This window comes from Collinsella sp. (genome assembly GCF_052346665.1).
Taxonomy (GTDB): Bacteria; Actinomycetota; Coriobacteriia; order Coriobacteriales; family Coriobacteriaceae; genus Collinsella.
In genome coordinates this window covers 112,001-129,824 of the sequence record NZ_DAWDUX010000001.1, presented here as the reverse complement: position 1 = coordinate 129,824, position 17,824 = coordinate 112,001, and the positions used below count along the sequence as shown (strand labels likewise).

16 protein-coding genes are annotated in these 17,824 nt (G+C 60.5%); 5 read left to right on the top strand and 11 right to left on the bottom strand.

Going from position 1 to position 17,824, the window contains the following annotated elements:
• Positions 1-254: DeoR family transcriptional regulator (locus ACT8II_RS00570; protein WP_443812778.1), on the bottom strand; the 254-nt coding region annotated here is incomplete at its 3' end.
• A 267-nt stretch (positions 255-521) separates the two neighbouring features.
• Between ACT8II_RS00570 and ACT8II_RS00565 the strand changes: the two genes are divergently transcribed.
• A complete protein-coding gene (locus tag ACT8II_RS00565) occupies positions 522-860 on the top strand; it encodes a PTS lactose/cellobiose transporter subunit IIA (RefSeq protein ID WP_118652577.1) in 339 nt (112 codons plus the stop codon).
• A 177-nt stretch (positions 861-1,037) separates the two neighbouring features.
• Here ACT8II_RS00565 and ACT8II_RS00560 read toward each other — a convergent pair whose 3' ends face one another.
• Positions 1,038-2,051 carry a LacI family DNA-binding transcriptional regulator gene (locus ACT8II_RS00560; RefSeq protein ID WP_118652575.1) on the bottom strand — a complete coding sequence of 338 codons (1,014 nt, stop codon included), beginning with the start codon at positions 2,049-2,051 and terminating at the stop codon, positions 1,038-1,040.
• 341 nt (positions 2,052-2,392) lie between these two features.
• Here ACT8II_RS00560 and ACT8II_RS00555 point away from each other — a divergent pair, with 341 nt between their 5' ends.
• Positions 2,393-4,150 (top strand): lactose/cellobiose PTS transporter subunit IIB, encoded by a 1,758-nt coding sequence (locus ACT8II_RS00555; protein WP_118652573.1) that lies wholly within the window; start codon positions 2,393-2,395, stop codon positions 4,148-4,150.
• Positions 4,151-4,242: 92 nt separating this feature from the next.
• Entirely contained in the window at positions 4,243-5,652 is a 1,410-nt protein-coding gene (gene lacG, locus ACT8II_RS00550) for a 6-phospho-beta-galactosidase (RefSeq protein ID WP_443812777.1), read from the top strand.
• A 381-nt stretch (positions 5,653-6,033) separates the two neighbouring features.
• Here lacG (ACT8II_RS00550) and ACT8II_RS00545 read toward each other — a convergent pair whose 3' ends face one another.
• Positions 6,034-7,080 (bottom strand): LacI family DNA-binding transcriptional regulator, encoded by a 1,047-nt coding sequence (locus ACT8II_RS00545; protein WP_118652569.1) that lies wholly within the window; start codon positions 7,078-7,080, stop codon positions 6,034-6,036.
• A 388-nt stretch (positions 7,081-7,468) separates the two neighbouring features.
• On the opposite strand from ACT8II_RS00545, the gene ACT8II_RS00540 reads away from it, so the two are divergent.
• Positions 7,469-9,349, top strand: coding sequence for a lactose/cellobiose PTS transporter subunit IIB (locus tag ACT8II_RS00540; RefSeq protein ID WP_118652567.1), 1,881 nt, complete (start codon positions 7,469-7,471; stop codon positions 9,347-9,349).
• A gap of 129 nt (positions 9,350-9,478) precedes the next feature.
• Complete coding sequence (gene lacG, locus ACT8II_RS00535) at positions 9,479-10,909, top strand: 6-phospho-beta-galactosidase (RefSeq protein ID WP_118652565.1); 1,431 nt, start codon at positions 9,479-9,481, stop codon at positions 10,907-10,909.
• A gap of 214 nt (positions 10,910-11,123) precedes the next feature.
• Here the strand turns inward: lacG (ACT8II_RS00535) and ACT8II_RS00530 are convergent, their stop codons facing one another.
• The 8 genes from ACT8II_RS00530 to ACT8II_RS00495 form a co-directional block, all read right to left on the bottom strand.
• A complete protein-coding gene (locus tag ACT8II_RS00530; protein WP_118652563.1) occupies positions 11,124-11,906 on the bottom strand; it encodes a sulfite exporter TauE/SafE family protein in 783 nt (260 codons plus the stop codon).
• 24 nt (positions 11,907-11,930) lie between these two features.
• On the bottom strand, positions 11,931-12,539 hold the full coding sequence (locus ACT8II_RS00525; RefSeq protein ID WP_118652561.1) for a hypothetical protein: 609 nt from the start codon (positions 12,537-12,539) through the stop codon (positions 11,931-11,933).
• A gap of 15 nt (positions 12,540-12,554) precedes the next feature.
• Positions 12,555-14,024, bottom strand: a complete 1,470-nt coding sequence (locus tag ACT8II_RS00520; RefSeq protein ID WP_304291510.1) for an arylsulfatase — start codon at positions 14,022-14,024, stop codon at positions 12,555-12,557.
• Between the two features lie 69 nt (positions 14,025-14,093).
• Positions 14,094-14,492 (bottom strand): SPASM domain-containing protein, encoded by a 399-nt coding sequence (locus ACT8II_RS00515; RefSeq protein WP_443812776.1) that lies wholly within the window; start codon positions 14,490-14,492, stop codon positions 14,094-14,096.
• Positions 14,493-14,642: 150 nt separating this feature from the next.
• Positions 14,643-14,792 (bottom strand): hypothetical protein, encoded by a 150-nt coding sequence (locus tag ACT8II_RS00510; protein ID WP_443812775.1) that lies wholly within the window; start codon positions 14,790-14,792, stop codon positions 14,643-14,645.
• A 345-nt stretch (positions 14,793-15,137) separates the two neighbouring features.
• A complete protein-coding gene (locus ACT8II_RS00505) occupies positions 15,138-16,634 on the bottom strand; it encodes a sulfatase-like hydrolase/transferase (RefSeq protein ID WP_317440192.1) in 1,497 nt (498 codons plus the stop codon).
• Positions 16,635-16,787: 153 nt separating this feature from the next.
• Positions 16,788-17,618: a PTS system mannose/fructose/sorbose family transporter subunit IID gene (locus ACT8II_RS00500; RefSeq protein WP_294159611.1), complete on the bottom strand. Its 831-nt coding sequence runs from the start codon at positions 17,616-17,618 to the stop codon at positions 16,788-16,790.
• A partial coding sequence (locus tag ACT8II_RS00495; protein WP_443812774.1) for a PTS sugar transporter subunit IIC occupies positions 17,618-17,824 on the bottom strand: 207 nt, incomplete at its 5' end. The genes ACT8II_RS00500 and ACT8II_RS00495, both read right to left, overlap by 1 nt.

Below are 17,824 nucleotides of genomic sequence, written 5' to 3'. Positions count from 1 at the left end.
ATCTTCTCGCTCGCATGGCGGGCGCGTTTCTCGATATGGCTGTACTCGTGGCGGATCATCGAGCGGCGCTGCGAAGACGCGCTACGGGCTCCCCCGTGGACGCGAATCACCTCGCCGGCGCCCGCCAGTTCCTCCAAATCGCGGCGAACAGTCATGTCCGACACACCAAGGGCGTCCACGATCTCCTTGACGGAAACGGTGCCCTGGCTCTCGATAAGGCGCATGAGCCTATCCTGTCGTTCAGCTTTGATCACCACGTCCTCCTTTCACAGTTTCCAACATAATCAAACATCTTTCAACATGCAAGAACTTTTCTAAAGATGCATTCAATATAAATTGAACACCATTGTTTTCCTACTGTTTTACCGTTTGTCGATCTTTTTCTACCGTTTACGGTGTTTTATTACGAGAATATCTGTTTGCTTTTGTTGAAATGTTATTGTGCCGCTAGCCCGGATATTCCAGTCCACTGTGTGCGTGTCAGATCATTTGGGCACGTGCTCATTCCCTATGGAGGAACCATGGCAACTAAAGAAGAAATCTCGATGATTGGTTTTGAGATCGTCGCATATGCCGGAGATGCCCAGACCGACCTTATCGCCGCTTGCGAAAAGGCAGGCAAGGGCGACATCGAAGGTGCGCGCGCCCTTCACGAGTCCGCAAAGCAGGCGCTGATCGACGCCCATGACGTCCAGACCAAGCTTCTTTCCCAGGAGGCAGGCGGCGGCGAAATGGACGTGACCTTCATCATGGTACACGCGCAGGACACGCTGATGACCACCATGCTACTTGAGAAGCAGACCAAGTTCACCATCGACGCGTACGAGCGCATCGGCCAGCTGGAGGCAAAGCTCGCCTAAAGAGCCGCCTAAAGAGGCCCTACAAGAACCATCCGCGACAGCTTGTTCCCCCGGGTGCGGCATTCCCCCTCTTGCCGTACCCTTTCTACGTTCACCTGCCGCATAAAAAGACGGAGCCAAAAAGCGCGCTCGCGCCCGGCTCCGTCTTGCTATCTAGATAGAGGCAAAAGGCCCGCGCTACCTAAGGTCGCGGACCGACCCCCGCTCAACCAGGTGCCCCGGGAACAGCTTGTGGTTGCATCCGTCCGCCATGCGCTCCGGAATCACCAGCTTGCCAATTGCCCACTCAGCGATTGCCGAGTTGTCAAAGTGAAGCGACGTCAATTGGCAGTTGGGGACAAAGGCGGACGAGATATCATCCGCGCCAATCATGCTCACGTCCCCCGGAACCGAAAGGCCCGCATCGGACAGCGCGCACATGCAGCCATAAGCCATCGCATCATCGGATGCAAACACAGCAGTGCAGGCACCGCTGCGCACCTTATCGGCCAACAACGTTCCCGCCGCATATCCGCTTTCTGGGCTCCAATCACCCGCGATAACCTGCGGCGGCTCAATCCCGTGATCAAGCATGGCAGACCGCCAGCCACTCTCGCGCGCGACGCCTGCGAGCGATCTCGAAGGGCCGCTGATGTGCCAAATCTTTGTGTGACCGTGCTCAACCAGGTAATCCACCACCGCGCGGGCGCTCGCCTCCTGGTCGGAATCAACGGTAGGGCACGCAGGGTGATCATGCATAGAAATGATCACTTCGGGAAGGCCCGCCCGGGGCACAAACGTGTCAAAGTCCTCCGGCGTGCGGTTGAGCACGTATATCATGCCGTCGATCGACAGGCTCGACATGCGGTCCGCCGCCTGCCCCAGGCTCAAGGGCTCCTCGCGATCCATCTTTAGCAGCGCTATGGTGTAACCCTGCGCCGCAGCGGCGTCAACAAACATCTCAAGGCGATCGCGATTGCCCGTCTCGGAGATATTGCCCATGGCGATACCCAGGGCCATGTAGCGACCACGCCGCAGCGCTCGCCCTGCATTGCTTGGACGATACCCCAGCTCGGCAATCGCCCGCCTTACCTTCTCCTTTGTAGCGGGGCGCACCGCAGGAGAATCATGCACGGTGCGTGAAACGGTCTGTTCAGACACACCCGCAAGACGTGCGACGTCCTTTATCGATGCGGGCTTTCCATCAGCCATTACTTCCACCTTCCCCTTAACATGCACACCTTTTGAACATACTGGATAATCCGCTCACCGTATAAAAAGAACCGCTCAGCCTAAAAAGAAACCAGCATTCCAATTCAAAATGTTAACGTCATCATTGTAATGTTGACGTCGCCATTTTGGATTACAGGCTCCTTGCAGCCACCGCGGCAAAACATGTTGATTGTCGGTGGGCACGCATAAGAGGAATCATTACCGGGTTTTTTTCCTCTTATCGTAAACAGCGATCAATTGCCAAGCCGCAACGCAACAGCTCCTGTAACCCTGGCACAGAACAGAGCACTGGTTTAGCGTCCTCCTGAAAGGAGAGGGAAATGGAACAACTCATTGCGACCATTGAGAAGGGCAAGCCGTTTTTTAACGCCATTGCCCGCAACAAGTACCTCAAGGCGATTCGTGATGGCTTCATCTCGGTTATCCCCATCATCATTTTCTCCAGCATCTTCATCCTGGTAGATGCCGTACCCAACGTCTGGGGCTTCTACTGGCCTGCAGAGATCGACGCCATCCTCATGAAGGCCTATAACTACTCCATGGGCATCCTGGCACTCGGCGCCGCCGCCACCACGGCCAAGCACTTCTGCGACGCGCAGAACCGCGACATGCCCAAGAACAACCAGATCAACTTCCTCTCGGTCATGATCGCCTCCGTCATCGGCTTCCTGCTCCTTTCCAGCGACGCCATCAACGTAGAGGTTGATTCCACCTCTTACTCCGGCTTCGCCAACGGCTTCCTTGGATCAAAGGGCCTGCTTACCGCCTTTATCTCGGCATTTGTGGTAGGCATTGTCTACAAGTTCTTCGTGTCTCGCAACATCACCATCAAGCTGCCCGACCAGGTTCCGCCCAACATCTCCCAGACGTTCAAGGACCTCATCCCCTTCTCCGTCTCCATTTCCATCTTCTGGCTCTTCGACCTTATCTTCCGCAGCGCGTTTGGCTTCTGCTTCGCCCAGGGCGTCATCCAGGTCTTCCAGCCCCTGTTCTCCGCAGCCGATAGCTACGTAGGCCTCGCCATCATCTACGGCGCCATGAGCCTGTTCTGGTTCGTCGGCGTTCACGGCCCGTCCATCGTCGAGCCCGCCATCTCCGCTGCCCTTGTCGCCAACATGTCCGCCAACCTCACTGCTTACCAGGCAGGCGAGCAGGCAACCCACGTACTCTCCCTTTCTTCCCAGTACTTCGTCGTCTGCCTTGGCGGCACCGGCGCTACCCTGGTCATCTGCTTCATGTTCGCCTTCCTCGCCAAGTCCAAAGAGATGAAGGCGATTGGACGCGCCTCCATGATCCCCACGCTCTTCAACGTCAACGAGCCGTTCCTGTTCGGCGCCCCCATGGTCTTGAACCCCATCTTCTTTGTCCCCTTTGTCTTCGCCCCCATCTGCAACATCTGGGCTCTTAAGATCTTTGTCGACCTCATCGGCATGGACGGATTCCTCTACACGCTTCCCTGGACGGTCCCCGGCCCCGTCGGCATCATCATGGGCCTTGGCTTCCAGCCCCTCGCGTTCGTGTTCCTCGCCGCTGTGCTCGCCATCGACTTCTTGGTCTACTATCCCTTCTTCAAGGTCTATGATCGCGAGAAGTGCGAGGAAGAGGCCGCCATGCTCGAGGAAGAACTCGCTGCAAAGGCAGCCGCCAAGGGCGACGCCATGACCGCAGCCTTCCAGGGCAAGATCAACGCTTCTTCTGTTGCGGACGATGACTCCAAGACTCAGGCCGCAGCCGCAGATTCCAACGACCTTGCAAAGCTCAACGGTCGCCGCGTGCTGGTGCTTTGCCAGGGCGGCGGTACCTCCGGCCTGCTGGCAAACGCCCTTGCCAAGGCAGCAAAAGAGCACGGTATCGACCTTGAAACCGGTGCGGACGCCTACGGCAACCACGTCGATATGATGAAGGACTTCGACCTGGTTATCCTCGCCCCGCAAGCAGCCTCCTACTTTGACGACCTCAAGGCAGACTGCGACCGCATGGGCCTTGCCTGCTGCGTCACCCGTGGCAAGCAGTACATCGACCTCACCCGCGACGGAGAAGCCTCCCTGCGCTTTGTGGCCGAACAGCTCAACCTGTAATCAAACCATCGCGCAAGCGTATCGCCCGGCCGTCGTCCCCACAATCGACGGCCGGGCACTTCCCTACATCAAGCAAGAAAAAGGATCACATCATGAGCTCCAATCAGTTCCCCGCCAACTTTGTATTCGGAGGCGCCACGGCAGCCTATCAGGTCGAGGGCGAAACCCAAACGCACGGCAAAGGAAAGGTCGCTTGGGACGACTTCCTCAAGGAGCAAGGCCGCTTCTCCCCCGACCCCGCAAGCGACTTCTACAACCAGTACCCGCGCGACCTTGAGCTTTGCGAGCGCTTTGGCATGAACGGCATCCGCCTCTCCATCGCCTGGAGCCGCATCTTCCCCACCGGAACCGGCGAGGTCAATCCCGAGGGCGTCCAGTACTACCATGACCTCTTCAAGTGCTGCCGAGCGCACGGCGTCGAGCCCTACGTCACGCTCCACCACTTCGACACGCCCCTCACCCTGTTCGAAAAGGGCGATTTCCTCAACCGCGAAACCATCGATGCATTTGTTGACTACGCCACGTTCTGCTTTAAGGAGTTCGCGGACGACGTCACCTACTGGTTCACGTTCAACGAGATCTGGGCGGACGCCACCAACACCTACATCGAGGGCACTTTCCCCGGCGGCGAAAAGGCCAACCTGGCCAAATGCTTCCAGTGCGAGCACAACATGATGCTCGCCCACGCCCGTGCCGTCCTCGCGTTCAAGCGCGGCGGGTTCTCTGGCAAGGTCGGCGTTATCCAGTCGCTTGAGTACAAGTATCCTTTGGACGAGAATTCCGCCGCAGACATCAACGCTGCTAAAAACGAGGACGTGCTGCAAAACCAGTTCCTTCTCGACGCCACCTTTAGGGGCGACTACGCCGCGGATACGCTCGAGGTTGCCAGCCGCCTTGCCGCAGTTTCCGGCGGCAGCATCGAGATTCGCGAGGATGATCTTGCCGTCATGCGCGAGGCTGCAGCACTCAACGATTATCTGGGCGTCAACTACTACCAAAGCCGCTTCCTGCGCGCCTACGAAGGCGAAAACGATCTTCACCACAACGGCACGGGCGAAAAGGGAACGGACCGCTTCCGCTTGGCGGGCGTGGGCGAGCGCGTAAACAAGCCCGGCATTCCCACCACGGATTGGGACTGGATCATCTATCCGGAGGGCCTCTTTGACCTCTTGGTCCGCATTCGCCTGCAGTACCCCAACTACAAGGAGATCTTTATCACCGAGAACGGCATGGGCTATAAAGACCCCTTTGTCGATGGTTTTGTGGACGATGCACCCCGTATCGATTACGTTGAGAAGCATCTCGCTGCGGTACTGCGCGCCATCGAGGCGGGCGTCAACGTAGGCGGCTACTTTATGTGGAGCCTGCAGGACCAGTTCAGCTGGACCAACGGCTACAACAAGCGCTATGGATTCTTCTACGTTGATTACGAGACCCAGGAGCGCACGCCCAAGGCCAGCGCTTACTGGTTCAAGCGCGTCGCGCAGACCCGCTGCCTGTAGGTCCGTCTGTCACCACGCCGCGGCAGCTGCCGTACCCGCCGCCGCGGACGCCGTCACCATAGTTGCCACAGCTGCCTCACCAACCGCCGCGCCAAGCACAAGCCCTGTTCCAGCCATCTGGAACAGGGCTTTTTCTCAACCTTTTTGCCGCTCCCCATTCAGCGGCCCTCCGGCTCCGGCTCTCAATTTCACGAGACGGGCTTTTGAACGCTTTTTTCCGCCTCAGCCTTCAAAAAAACGTTCAAAAGCCCGTCTCGTCATTCTCCTACTATTTCGATGCGTTGATCCAAGCCGAAAAAGCCGCCTCGGACGTCGCCAACGCAGTAAGACGTAGCGAAACGTAGCAAAACGCCGCACAACGCCACACAGCACCGCAAATACCTAGCGAGCGTCCGACACGGTGCTGCGCTCGACCAGCTCGCCCGGCAGACGCACCGCCTCGACCTTAGATTCTCTCGATAGCTGGGAGAAGAAGTAGTCGAACGTCTTTCGGCCACGCTCGCGCATGTCGAAGCGCACCGTGGTCAGGTCATTGTGGGGCACCATGCCCTGCATGGAATCGTCCACGCCTATAACACTCACGTCTTCCGGCACACGCCTGCCATGGGCGCGCAGCGCCATGATGGCACCCATGGCCATTTGATCGTTGGCAACGTAGAGCGCCGTCATCTCAGCGTCTTGGACGAGCTTTTCGCCAAGCTCGTAACCGCTGTCCGCAGTCCAATCCCCGTGTAAGGGCTCAACGACTTCGAGCCCCGCGCGCTCCAGCGAGTCTCGCCAACCGCGCGTCCTGAAATCCGCCGTGATCGAGTCTTTGGGGCCGGCCAGGTGCCTGATCTGCGTATGGCCGCGCGAGCGAAGATGGTCGACCACAAGCTGCGAGCACCCGTATTGATCGGAGTCGATAGTGGTGCAGCGCGGGTGCTCCTTCATGGAGATGATGATGGTGGGCAGGCCGTTGAGCGGCTCGAACTCGTCAAAATCCTCGATAGTCCTGTTGGTGTTGAACACCATGCCGTCCACGGGGAGCTCCGCCAGGCGACGCACGGTGTCCCGCAGGCGCACGGACTCGCTCTCATCAAACTCGATCAAGGTGACGGCGTAACCGTACTCGCGGGCGGCGGACATAAGCCCCTCCAGCGTAGCTACGTTACCCGTATGGGTGATATCGAACATGCACAGGCCGATGCAGCCGTACTTGCCGCCGCGCAGCGACCTGCCGGCAAAGCTGGGGTAGAAGCCAAGCTGGTCCATGGCATCCATAACGCGCCTTCGGGTCTCCTCGACCACGCACGCCTGCCCGTTGACCACGCGCGACACCGTCTGTCGGGAGACGCCGGCAAGCTTGGCGACGTCCGCCATGGACACCGCCCTGCCAGGCTTGTGGACTGAGGAACCTGCCGCCGTCATCTTGTTATCCCGTTCCATCCAACGGCTCCCCTCGCACTGCGCATGCTCTCAGATTGATGCTCGAATTGCTGTTCAAACTGCTGTTCTGGTAAATGTAGCATCAACTGAGCGTAAGCTGAAGAGCACGTGCGCATTGAACGAAGGCTATCGCCTTTTCCGCGCACCTCTGCCTGCATCTATCCCACCGCTTGCCGCCGATAATCGACCGCTCGCATCCCTCTACCCCCAACGCCCCTTGCACTGCCATCAACTCATGTTAACGTGCTCATTGTAGAAATGAGCACGTGCTCATAACGAGTATCATCCGGGCACAACATACTCGTAAGCAGCGCAAGCTCGCCCTAGCAGCCATCTCTACTAGCACGTTTAGTGGCTGCAAAAGCAAACCCATGCAAACGGAGGGTCCATGGAAAAGCTCATAGCGCTCATCGAGAAAGGCAAACCTTTCTTCAACGCCATCGCGCGCAACAAGTACCTCAAAGCAATCCGCGACGGCTTCATCTCCGTCATGCCCATCATCATCGTCTCCAGCATCTTTCTTTTGGTCAGCGCCGTCCCCAATGTCTGGGGCTTCTACTGGCCGGCAGAGATCAACGATGTTCTCATGAAGGCCTACAACTACTCCATGGGCATCGTCGGCATCTGCGCAGCGGCCACCACGGCCAAGCACTTCTGCGATGCGCAGAATCGCGACCTGCCCAAGAACAACCAGATCAACTTCATCTCGGTCATGATTGCATCGCTCATCGGTTTTCTGCTGCTCTCCAGCGACGCCATCAGCTTCACGGATAACGGCGTCTCCATCTCCGGCCTCGCCAACGGCTACATGGGATCCAAGGGCCTGCTAACCGCCTTTATCTGTGCGTTCGCCACCGGCATCATCTACAAGTTCTTTATCAAGCGCAACATCACCATCAAGATGCCCGAACAGGTGCCGCCCAATATCTCCCAGACCTTCAAGGACATCATCCCCTTTGGCGTCTGCCTGGTCTTCTTCTGGGGCTTTGACTTTGCATTCCGCAACGTCTTTGGCTTCTGCTTCGCCCAAGGCGTTATCCAGGTGTTCCAGCCGCTCTTCTCCGCGGCAGACGGCTATGTTGGCCTCGCCATCATCTACGGCGCCATGTCGCTCTTCTGGTTTGTAGGCGTCCACGGCCCCTCCATCATCGAGCCCGCAATCTCTGCCGCCCTCATCTCCAACCTTGAGCTCAACATGGCCATGTACCAGGCCGGTGAGCACGCAACCGCCGTCCTCACCAAACCGCTTCAGGATTTCGTCGTCGCCATGGGCGGCACCGGCGCCACACTGGTGATCTGCTTCATGTTCGCCTTCCTCGCAAAGTCCAAAGAGATGCGCGCCGTGGGCCGTGCCTCAGCCGTGCCGGTTTGCTTTGGCGTCAACGAGCCGTTCCTCTTCGGCGCTCCCATGGTCTTGAACCCCATCTTCTTCATCCCCTTCATCTTCGCGCCCATCGCCAATATCTGGATCACCAAATTCTTCATCGACGTCTTGGGTATGAACGGCTTCATGTTCAGCCTTCCCTGGACCACCCCCGCGCCCTTGGGCATCGCCATGGGTCTGGGACTTCAGCCCCTTGCGTTCCTGCTCATCCCCGCCCTGCTGATTGTTGATTTCCTCATTTATTTCCCCTTCTTCAAGGTATACGACCGCGAGAAGTGCGCCGAAGAAGCCGAGGCCGATCAGGCTGAGGTCGCGCAGCGCGCCGCCCAGAAGCAGGCTGCCATGAACGCCGCATTCCAGGGCAAGGCGGATACGGCAAGCGTCGCCACCGGCGCCGTCGCCCAGGCCGCCGCGAGCATGGCAGCGGAGAAGAAGCGCGCCGCCGGCCAGTCTATGGATGAAGAATCTGCGGGTAGCACCACCCCCGCTGCATCTGATGATGATGACGCAGCCGCCAGCGCCTCGTCCAGCACCACCGACGCGTCGGGCAACCCCTATGCAGCGCTCAACGGCCGTCGTGTCCTTGTCCTGTGCCAGGGAGGCGGAACCTCCGGCCTGCTCGCCAACGCGTTGGCCAAGGCCGCCCGCGAGCACGGCATCGATCTCGAGACCGCAGCGGACGCCTACGGCAGCCATCTGGACATCATGCCGGACTTCGACCTGGTTATCTTGGCACCCCAAGCGGCGTCCTATTTCGACGACCTCAAGGCCGACGGCGAGCGTATGGGCGTCGCCTGCTGCGTCACCCGCGGCAAGCAGTACATCGACCTCACCCGCGACGGCGAGGCATCGCTGGCATTCGTAGCCCAGCAACTGGGAATCTAGATTCCTGCGCATGCAGTAGCGCGCTCGAATAGAGCCCCCATTTCCGCGGTCCGGGAGCAACACGCCCTGCCGTCTTCTCCCGAACCGCCCCCAACCCCTTTCAGCCCTTCAAACAAGATTGGATTCGCCATGAGCCCCGTCTTTTCCGCCGATACCTCCCAGCGCTTTCCCGACAACTTTGTTTTTGGTGGCGCCACCGCCGCCTACCAGGTAGAAGGCGCTTGCCAATCCCATGGCAAGGGCAAAGTCGCATGGGACGACTACCTCGCTCAGCAAGGCCGCTTTTCACCCGAGCCCGCCTGCGACTTCTATAACCGTTACGATAGCGACCTCGAGCTGTGCGAGCGCTTTGGGATGAACGGCATCCGCGTGTCGATCGCCTGGAGCCGCATCTTTCCCGATGGCGGCGTGGGTGAGCCCAACCCCGAGGGCGTCGCCTTCTACCACAACCTTTTCGCCAGCTGCCGCGCCCACGGAGTCGAGCCATACGTGACCCTGCACCACTTCGACTCCCCCGCCGCGATCTACGCCAATGGCGACTTCCTCAACCGCGATGCCATCGACGCCTTTGAGGCGTATGCCCGCTTCTGCTTTGACGAATACCCCGAGGTGACCCGCTGGTTCACGTTCAACGAGATCGCGGCGGCCACGCTCAACCGCTACGTCGAGGGAACCTGGCCACAGGGCAAGAAGGGCTGCCTGCACGAGTGCCTGCAGGCCCAGCACAACATGATGCTCGCCCACGCCCGAGCCGTCTTGGCTTACAAGCAGGGCGGCTATCCCGGAACGATCGGCGTCATCCACGCACTGGAATACAAGTATCCCTATGACCCCGCCTGCCCCGGCGACATCCAGGCAGCTAAAAACGACGACGTTTTGCAAAACCGCCTGCTGCTCGACGCCACCTTCCGCGGCGACTATGCGCCCGATACGCTCCAGATTATCGAGCACCTCTGCCAGGCGAGCAACGGTTCAGTCGAGTTTTTGGACGATGACCTCTCGATTATGCGCCGCGCCGCGCAGCTCAACGACTGCCTGGGCATCAACTATTACCAAAGCCGTTTTCTCAAGGCGTTCGACGGTGAGACCGACCTTCATCACAACGGTACAGGCGACAAGGGCACCGGCCGCTGGCGCGTGGCGGGCGTGGGCGAGCGCGCCGTACGCCCCGGCGTTCCCACCACGGACTGGGATTGGATTATCTATCCCAAGGGCCTGTTCGACCTTATGATGGATATTTCACTGCGCTACCCTAATTACAAGCAGCTGTTTATCACCGAAAACGGCATGGGTCGCAAGGACCAGCTTGTCGATGGCACCGTGGACGATTCCGAGCGCATCGCATACGTCGAAGACCACCTGCGCTGGATCCTCAAAGCCATCGAATGCGGTGTCGACGTTGGCGGCTACTTTATGTGGAGCCTGCAGGACCAGTTCAGCTGGACCAACGGCTATAACAAGCGCTACGGCTTCTTCTACGTTGACTTTGAAACCCAGCAGCGCACGCCCAAGGCCAGCGCGTACTGGTTCAAACGCGTCGCTCAGAACCACTGCCTATAGGCATCGAATCACCTGTTAGCGCCGCATATCATTAAACGCATGCGCCCCCTGTCGGCATCGCCGCCGCAGGGGGCGCATTGGTTTCCGCCGATATCCATCGGCGCAGACGCTCGTCCTTCATATCAATGATGCACAGTAATGTACAAATATGCGCACATGAAAAGCATGTGCGCACAAATCTGCTCAGCTATTTGATTGTCAGTGGGGCCCGAGATCAACCGCAATATCGCACCACGTTGAAACCGCTGATCAAAATGATGGCAACCATGAGGCCGCAGAACAATTTGTCCACCGCGGCATCGTCGATGTGCTTGTTCATGGCGCGACCCGCGATGCCGCCGAGGATGCCGCAGGCGGCCATGCCCGCGAGCAATGCGACGTCGAGGTTGGACACACCGCCCGCAATCGCCGCGATCGTGCTGGCGGCCTGCGAGAACAAGATGATGTACAGCGAGCTTTGGGCCGCGCGTTTGGTGCTCATGGTGAAGAAGTAAAACAGGACCACGAGGTTGATGGGCCCTCCGCCGATACCCAGGAAGGAGGAGGAGATGCCCAGCACCAGGCCGATGGCCATGCAGGGAATGACTCCGGTGACATTGCGGGTGGCGATCTTTTCCTTGTTCAAGGTGTACAGCAGCGTCCCCGCCGTGACGAGCATGAGCGTTCCCGCCTGCACGGCGCCGGCGATGTTCGCGTCGCCGAAGAACGATGCGACCGCGGAGAACATCTGACGCCCCGCCAAACCGCCCGCAGCCGCGCCGACGGCAAGCGGGGTGTCGATCTTCGGATCGATCTTGGAGTCCCCCGAGACCTTCGATTTGATCACCGAGTAGCACGTCATCGACAGCACGGTGCATCCGGATAGGAAGTTGATGGTCGCGACGTCCGCGGCGCCGACGGCATCCATGGCAGGCTTGATGATGATGCCGCCGCCGATGCCGCAAATGGCGCCGATGGTGGAGGCGAAGAACGCAATGGCAAATACGATCGCTAGCATACGGGCTTTTCGAACCCTTCCCTGTTACTTGGAGACGGCCGCGTCGAGCGAGCGCTCCGCACGCTCGCGATACGAAGCGGAGCGGTCCTTATCTCCCTTGTTGTCGTACTGTATCGCGAGCATCTGGCACAACAGCGCTTCCTCGACTCCGCTCGCGTCGGACAGGGCGCTCTCCATCTCATTGATGTAGGCGTGGGAACCCTTGAGGAAGATGTCGTAGGTGCGGCGGTTCGCCTTGGCCATGGACTCGTCCCCATTGGCCTCGAGGTACTCCAGCACCTCGCGCGCGTGGAGTTCGTCTTCGATCTCCACGTAGAAGGTGAAGGCCTTGACCGCGAGCGCGATCCTCTGCTCATCGTTCATCTTGAGCGACCCCATCTCGCGGATGACGGCGGCCGTCTTTTCGGCGTCGTCCATGGCGAGCAGCGCGTTCAAGCGCATGAACAGGACGTTGTACTTGGGATACAAAACGTTGGTGAGAGGACGGTCGAGGACCTTCAGGTAATTCTCCAGATCGCCCTCGCGCAGATAGGCCTCGAGTTTGGCGAAGGTGGCGCGCTTCTGCACCTCCATGTAGATGGTAAACGCGAGCGCAACCACCATGACCACGATGCCGACCGTCTTCATATCCATGTTCTTGCCTTTCTGCTAGCGACGAGGGTGTTCGAGATTGACGGCGGGCTTGCACCCGACCCTCAACTCACCGTCCTTAACATACCCCTCTTCGCGGCCGGAGAGCTCCTCGATCAAAAGCGCGCGGAGCTCGGCGATGCGCTCGGCGCACTCCGGACGGTCGATGAGGTTCACGCACTCGCGCGGATCGGCATCCAAGTCGAAGTACTGCTCCACGCCCGTCTGGGTGAACCAGATGTACTTGTCGTGCGGGGTCACGATCCACTGGTTGGATTGCTCATGGCTGCCGCTGTGCTCGCCGTGCAGGCAAGCACGGTCGAGCGGTGCGGTCCCGGTGAGCTCCCCCAGAAGCGATGAGCCCTCGACGCCCTCGGGCACGGACAGCCCGCACGCCTCGAGAATCGTGGGCATGAGGTCCATGAGCTCGACAGCGCTCTCGCTCACGCCGCAGACGCGCTCGCCGGGCGCCAGCTCGACGTTTTTGCCCACATGGACGATGAAGGGGATGCGCGTGGAGCCCTCATAGGGTAAAACCTTGCGGAACAGGCTGTGGTCGAACAGCATCTCGCCATGATCGGAGCAGAACACGACCACGGTGTCGTGGTAGGTCTCATCGTTCTCCAACGCGGTGATGAGGCGGCCGATCTGGTGGTCCATATGCGTGATGCAGGCGTAATAGCCCGCCATGGCCTCGCGACGCAGTTCGGCGTCGCGACAGCCATGCACGCTGTCCAAAATCATGCCGTCGCGCTCGGTAGCGCCCGCGTCGTCCCAGTCGCCGACGGCGGGGGCCCGCAACTCCATATCGCGATACAGGTCGAAGTAGGTCTGCGGCGCGTCGAAGGGCGGATGGGGCCGCACGAAGCTCGTCATGAGAAAGAACGGGCGCGTGCGATCGCGCGTCTCGAGGAAGCGGATGGACTCGTCGACCACCCAGTTGGTGGGATGCAGGCGCTCCTCGTATGCCCACGGGTGCGTGATCCACGAGTTGTTCTCCACGCCGGTTCCGTTCACGTCGGCGAATTCACCCAGCTCGTCCTTGAGGAAGCGCATGTAGTCGTCGGAGACGTTCTGGTGCATCCAGTAGGGCAGGTTCGCCTTACGGCAGTGCCCGATGTAGCCGTCGTGCAGGCGCATGTACTCGAAGCCGCAGCCGAGGCGCGGCGGATGCACGTGCATCTTGCCGACCACGGCCGTCTGATAGCCGCCGTCGCGCATCTCCTGCGCGAGCATATGATCGTATTCCCACGCGACACCGTCCTTGTATCCCACGCGGCCCGTGCCGGCGGGCGTCCTACCCGTGAAGAGGGAGGCGCGGGCGGGAATACAACTCGGGCACGCCGAGTAGGCGTTCTCAAACAGCATGCCGTCGGCGGCGAGCGTATCGAGGTAGGGCGTCTTCACATCCGGGTGCCCGTCTATACCCAGGCAATCGCCCCTCATCTGATCGCACATGATGAGGAGCACGTTGGGTCGATTGGCCATGGAAACCTCCAAGCTCATGAGAATAGAGACGGATCGGCGGAGGCCGGGACGCACGTCCGAAGACGGACGCTAACGCCGGGCGAACATGCGCGCCACGCGCTGAAGGCCGGGATAGGCGTACTCAAGGAACTCACGCAGGCCGCAGTACCCCTCGTCGTAATACGCGATGTTCAAGCGCTTGCAGTTTCGATGGCACATGCCCTCGAAGGGGCAGTCCGCGCACTGCGAGCAGGCGCGACGGGGCTCTCGCAAAAACGCGTGCATCGCCTCGCAGGTCGCCATGGCCTCCAGGTCATCGTTGCGGATATCGCCCACGCGGTGCTCGTCCAAGGCGTAAAAGTCGCATGGGTACACCGAGCCGTCGCTCTCCACCACGAACTGCGGGGCGCAGCGGCCGAGCATCCCGCATTGCGAGGGAAACTGCCCGAGCGCCATCTGCATGATGTTCTCGAACAGCCAGATGCTCACGTAGTTTCCGGCCCCCAGCTCGCGCCACCACAGGTCGAACAGGCGACAATAGAAGGACGAGAACTCCCGCGGAGCGAGTGAGAACGCGTCATGTTCGTCGTCGAGGCCGGGCAGGCACGGAATAAACTGGATGTGCGTAATCCCCTCCCGCTAGATGAAGGAGAAGACGCGCTGGGGATGCGCCGCCATTTGCGAGGTGAGGACCGACAGGACGTTGACGTCCACGCCGGTCTCGCGCAACAGGCGCACACCGCCCATGACGCGAGCGTACGTGGCTGCACCATGGGCGTCGGGACACATCGAGTCATGCGGTCGCGATAGGCGTCGACCGAGACCCCGATGAGAAACCCGTGCTCGCGGAAGAACTCGGCCCATTCTCCATCGATCAGATAGCCGTTCGTCTGCAACGCCCAGCTCACCTGCTGACGATCGCGGCGCTCCTCGCGATGCGCGGCCACGTCGCAGTAAAAGCAATATCTGCAGCGCATGTTGCAGGCGCTCGACGCCGGTTTGATCAAGAAGCCGATATGCTTCGCGCACATGGCACACGCCCCCTTCGCACGGGATCGCCCTCGCTCCGAAGGCCGGACACCACCACCTTACCCGAGGGGGCGGCATCCGGCCCGCACAATCGACGCCGTCGCCTTAGCCGAGGCCCAGGCGCTCTTTCTGCTCGGCGGGGGCCTCATGCTCCTCCAGGCCGCGCAGCAGCAGGTCGATCATATGCTGCTCCGCCGCATCGCCCTTGCCGGCAAGGTTGTTGACCTGGCCGTAGTCGCTTTCGAGATCGAACAGCATGGTCTCGGATACCTCGGCAAGGGGCTCGGCGCCCTCGATCTGAGCCGGCTTCCTGCAGGGAATCTTGAACAGTGGGTACTTGGTGCGCTTGAAATAGCGACCGCACTCGATCTCCTCCGGGCAATCCGAACCCATCTTCTTGCGGATGGTGTGCGGAAGCGCGGCGTACTCGAAGCACGGCTGGTTGCCGGGCACCGGGGCGCGGAAGTAGGTGTAACGCCCGTCGGTGACGTTGACGGTCATGGCGTGCACGCCGTACAGGGCGTAGTCGCGCGTGGGCGCGTCGGGATCGGTCATGAGCGGGGCCAGGGAGACGCCGCGCACATCCGCCGGAATATTGCAGCCATGGGCATCGAGCACGGTGGGCATGATGTCGATGGCCTGCGTGAGCTGATGGGCGTGCTCGCCCGCGCGGGCGTTGCCCGGGAAATGCACGATGAACGGCAGGTGCGCGAGCTCGTTGTACAGGTGCATGTAGTTCTTGCCCATGTAGTCGCGCTCGCCCAGGAAGTAGCCGTGATCGGTGGTGACCATGACCATGGTGTCCTCGAGCATACCGCGCTCGGCGAGCTTGTCGATGAGCTTGCCGAACCAGTGGTCGGTCATGGTGACCAGGGCCTTGTAGCGGCGCTGCAGGTAATCCTCCGCCTCGGGGTTCACGTCGGTGGCGGAGACGCGCTTGTACTCAGGGATCTCGAAATAGTCGCGGTCGAGCCCGCCGATGCCGCCGTACATCTCCATGTACTTGTCCGGGACGTCGAAGGGCTCATGCGGATCGAAGGCCTCGACCATGAGGAAGAAGTCATCGGCCCCGGCGTTGCCGTCGATCCAGTCGCAGGCGGACTGGAAGGTCTTGGGACTCGGCATGTCCTCCTCGTTCGGCCACAGCTGACGGTTCTTCTGATACTGCTCGCGCACGCGCCCGTAGAAGGTCTCGGGCATGTTGCCCGGCTCGTCGATGCGGCTGACCCACGGGTCGCCCTCCTGGCCGCGGTAGTAGTCCCAGGTGTTGAACTCCTGCAGATAACCCTCGCCACCGGTGCGCAGGTAATGGCAGTGGTCGGTGGTGATGTGGCAGAAGTTGCCGTTCGCGCGCAGGCAGGCGGGCAGCGTCACATCGAAGGGCTCGATGGGACCCCAGGGACGCTCGAGGAAGTTGTAACGGCCGGTGAGGATGTCGCGGCGGGCGGGCATGCATGGCGCCGAGCCGATCCAGTGGTTGTCGAACACACAGGACTGGCCCGCGAAGGCATCGAGGTTGGGCGTCTGGACATCGGTCGTGGGGTTGTAGCACGACAGGACGTCTCGGCGCAGGGTATCCATGAGCACGAGAACGGTTCTCATTGGGATCCTTTCATTTGGAGGGCGGCACGCTATCGACGGCGGACCCGCTCGGCATCCGCCCCGTGGCGGGCATCGATCCCCGGCGGTCGAAAAGGCCCGCGCCCGGTATGCGGGTCGCGGGCCTCGAACGATCGGCCTTGGGCGGGCTCGCGATTAGGCGAAGATCTTGAACGCCGGGAAGTAGTAACCGATCGCGGCGAACACGAGGGCGAAGACGATCAGGCCGATGATGATCTGAGCGGAGTTCTTGCCCTGGCCCTTCTTGAGCAGGTGATAGCAGATGAAGGTCAGCAGGACGGGCAGCGCAAAGGGCAGGACCTTGTCGAGCTGATCCTGGAGCACCAGCGGGTCGCCCTCGCCGAAGGCGAACTGCACGGCGAGCTTGAGCTTGACGGTCGTGGCGACCAGGCCGCCGGTGACCATGACGCCCAGGACGTTGGCGAGGTTGCCGAGTCGGTCAAAGACCTGGACGCCGGCCTTCTCGACAAGCTCCATGCCCATCTCGTAACCCTTGTGCAGGCCGAAGTACTTCAGCGGCCAGTACAGCAGGTTGATGAGCAGGAACATCACGAGCGGACCCACGATGGAGCCGTTGTCGACGCACATGGAGGCGCCGATGGAGCCGGCGATCGGGAACCAGGTGAGGTTCAGCAGGGAGTCGCCCAGGCCGGCGAAGGGACCCATGAGGGAGGTCTTGATGCCGACGACGGTGTCCTTCTGGTCCTCATCCGTGGACTCCTCCAGGGCGGCGGTGATGCCGAGGATGAAGGGGATCGCGAGCGGGTGGGTGTTGAAGTACTCGAGGTGGCGCTTCATCGCGTTGACGCGCTCCTCCTTGGGGGCGTCCTTGTAGAGCTCCTCGAGAACGGGGGCGAAGCAGTAGGTCAGAGACAGAGACTGCATACGCTCGTAGTTGTGCGCGAACTGGCAACCCTGGGTGCGCAGCAGCACCTTGTTCAGGGTGGACTTAGAGATCTTACCCATTAGAGATCGTACTCCTCGTCATCATCGGAGCCGGCGGCAGGGGCGGCGGCAGGGGCGGGCTGGTTCTTCTGGCCCTCGGTAATGACGTCCCACACGCCGGCGGCGGCGCAGGCGGCCAGGGCGATGCCCACGGTCGGGACGTTGAGGAAGGCGGCCATGATAAAGCCGAGCAGCAGGAAGATCCACATGTTCTTCTTCATCATCAT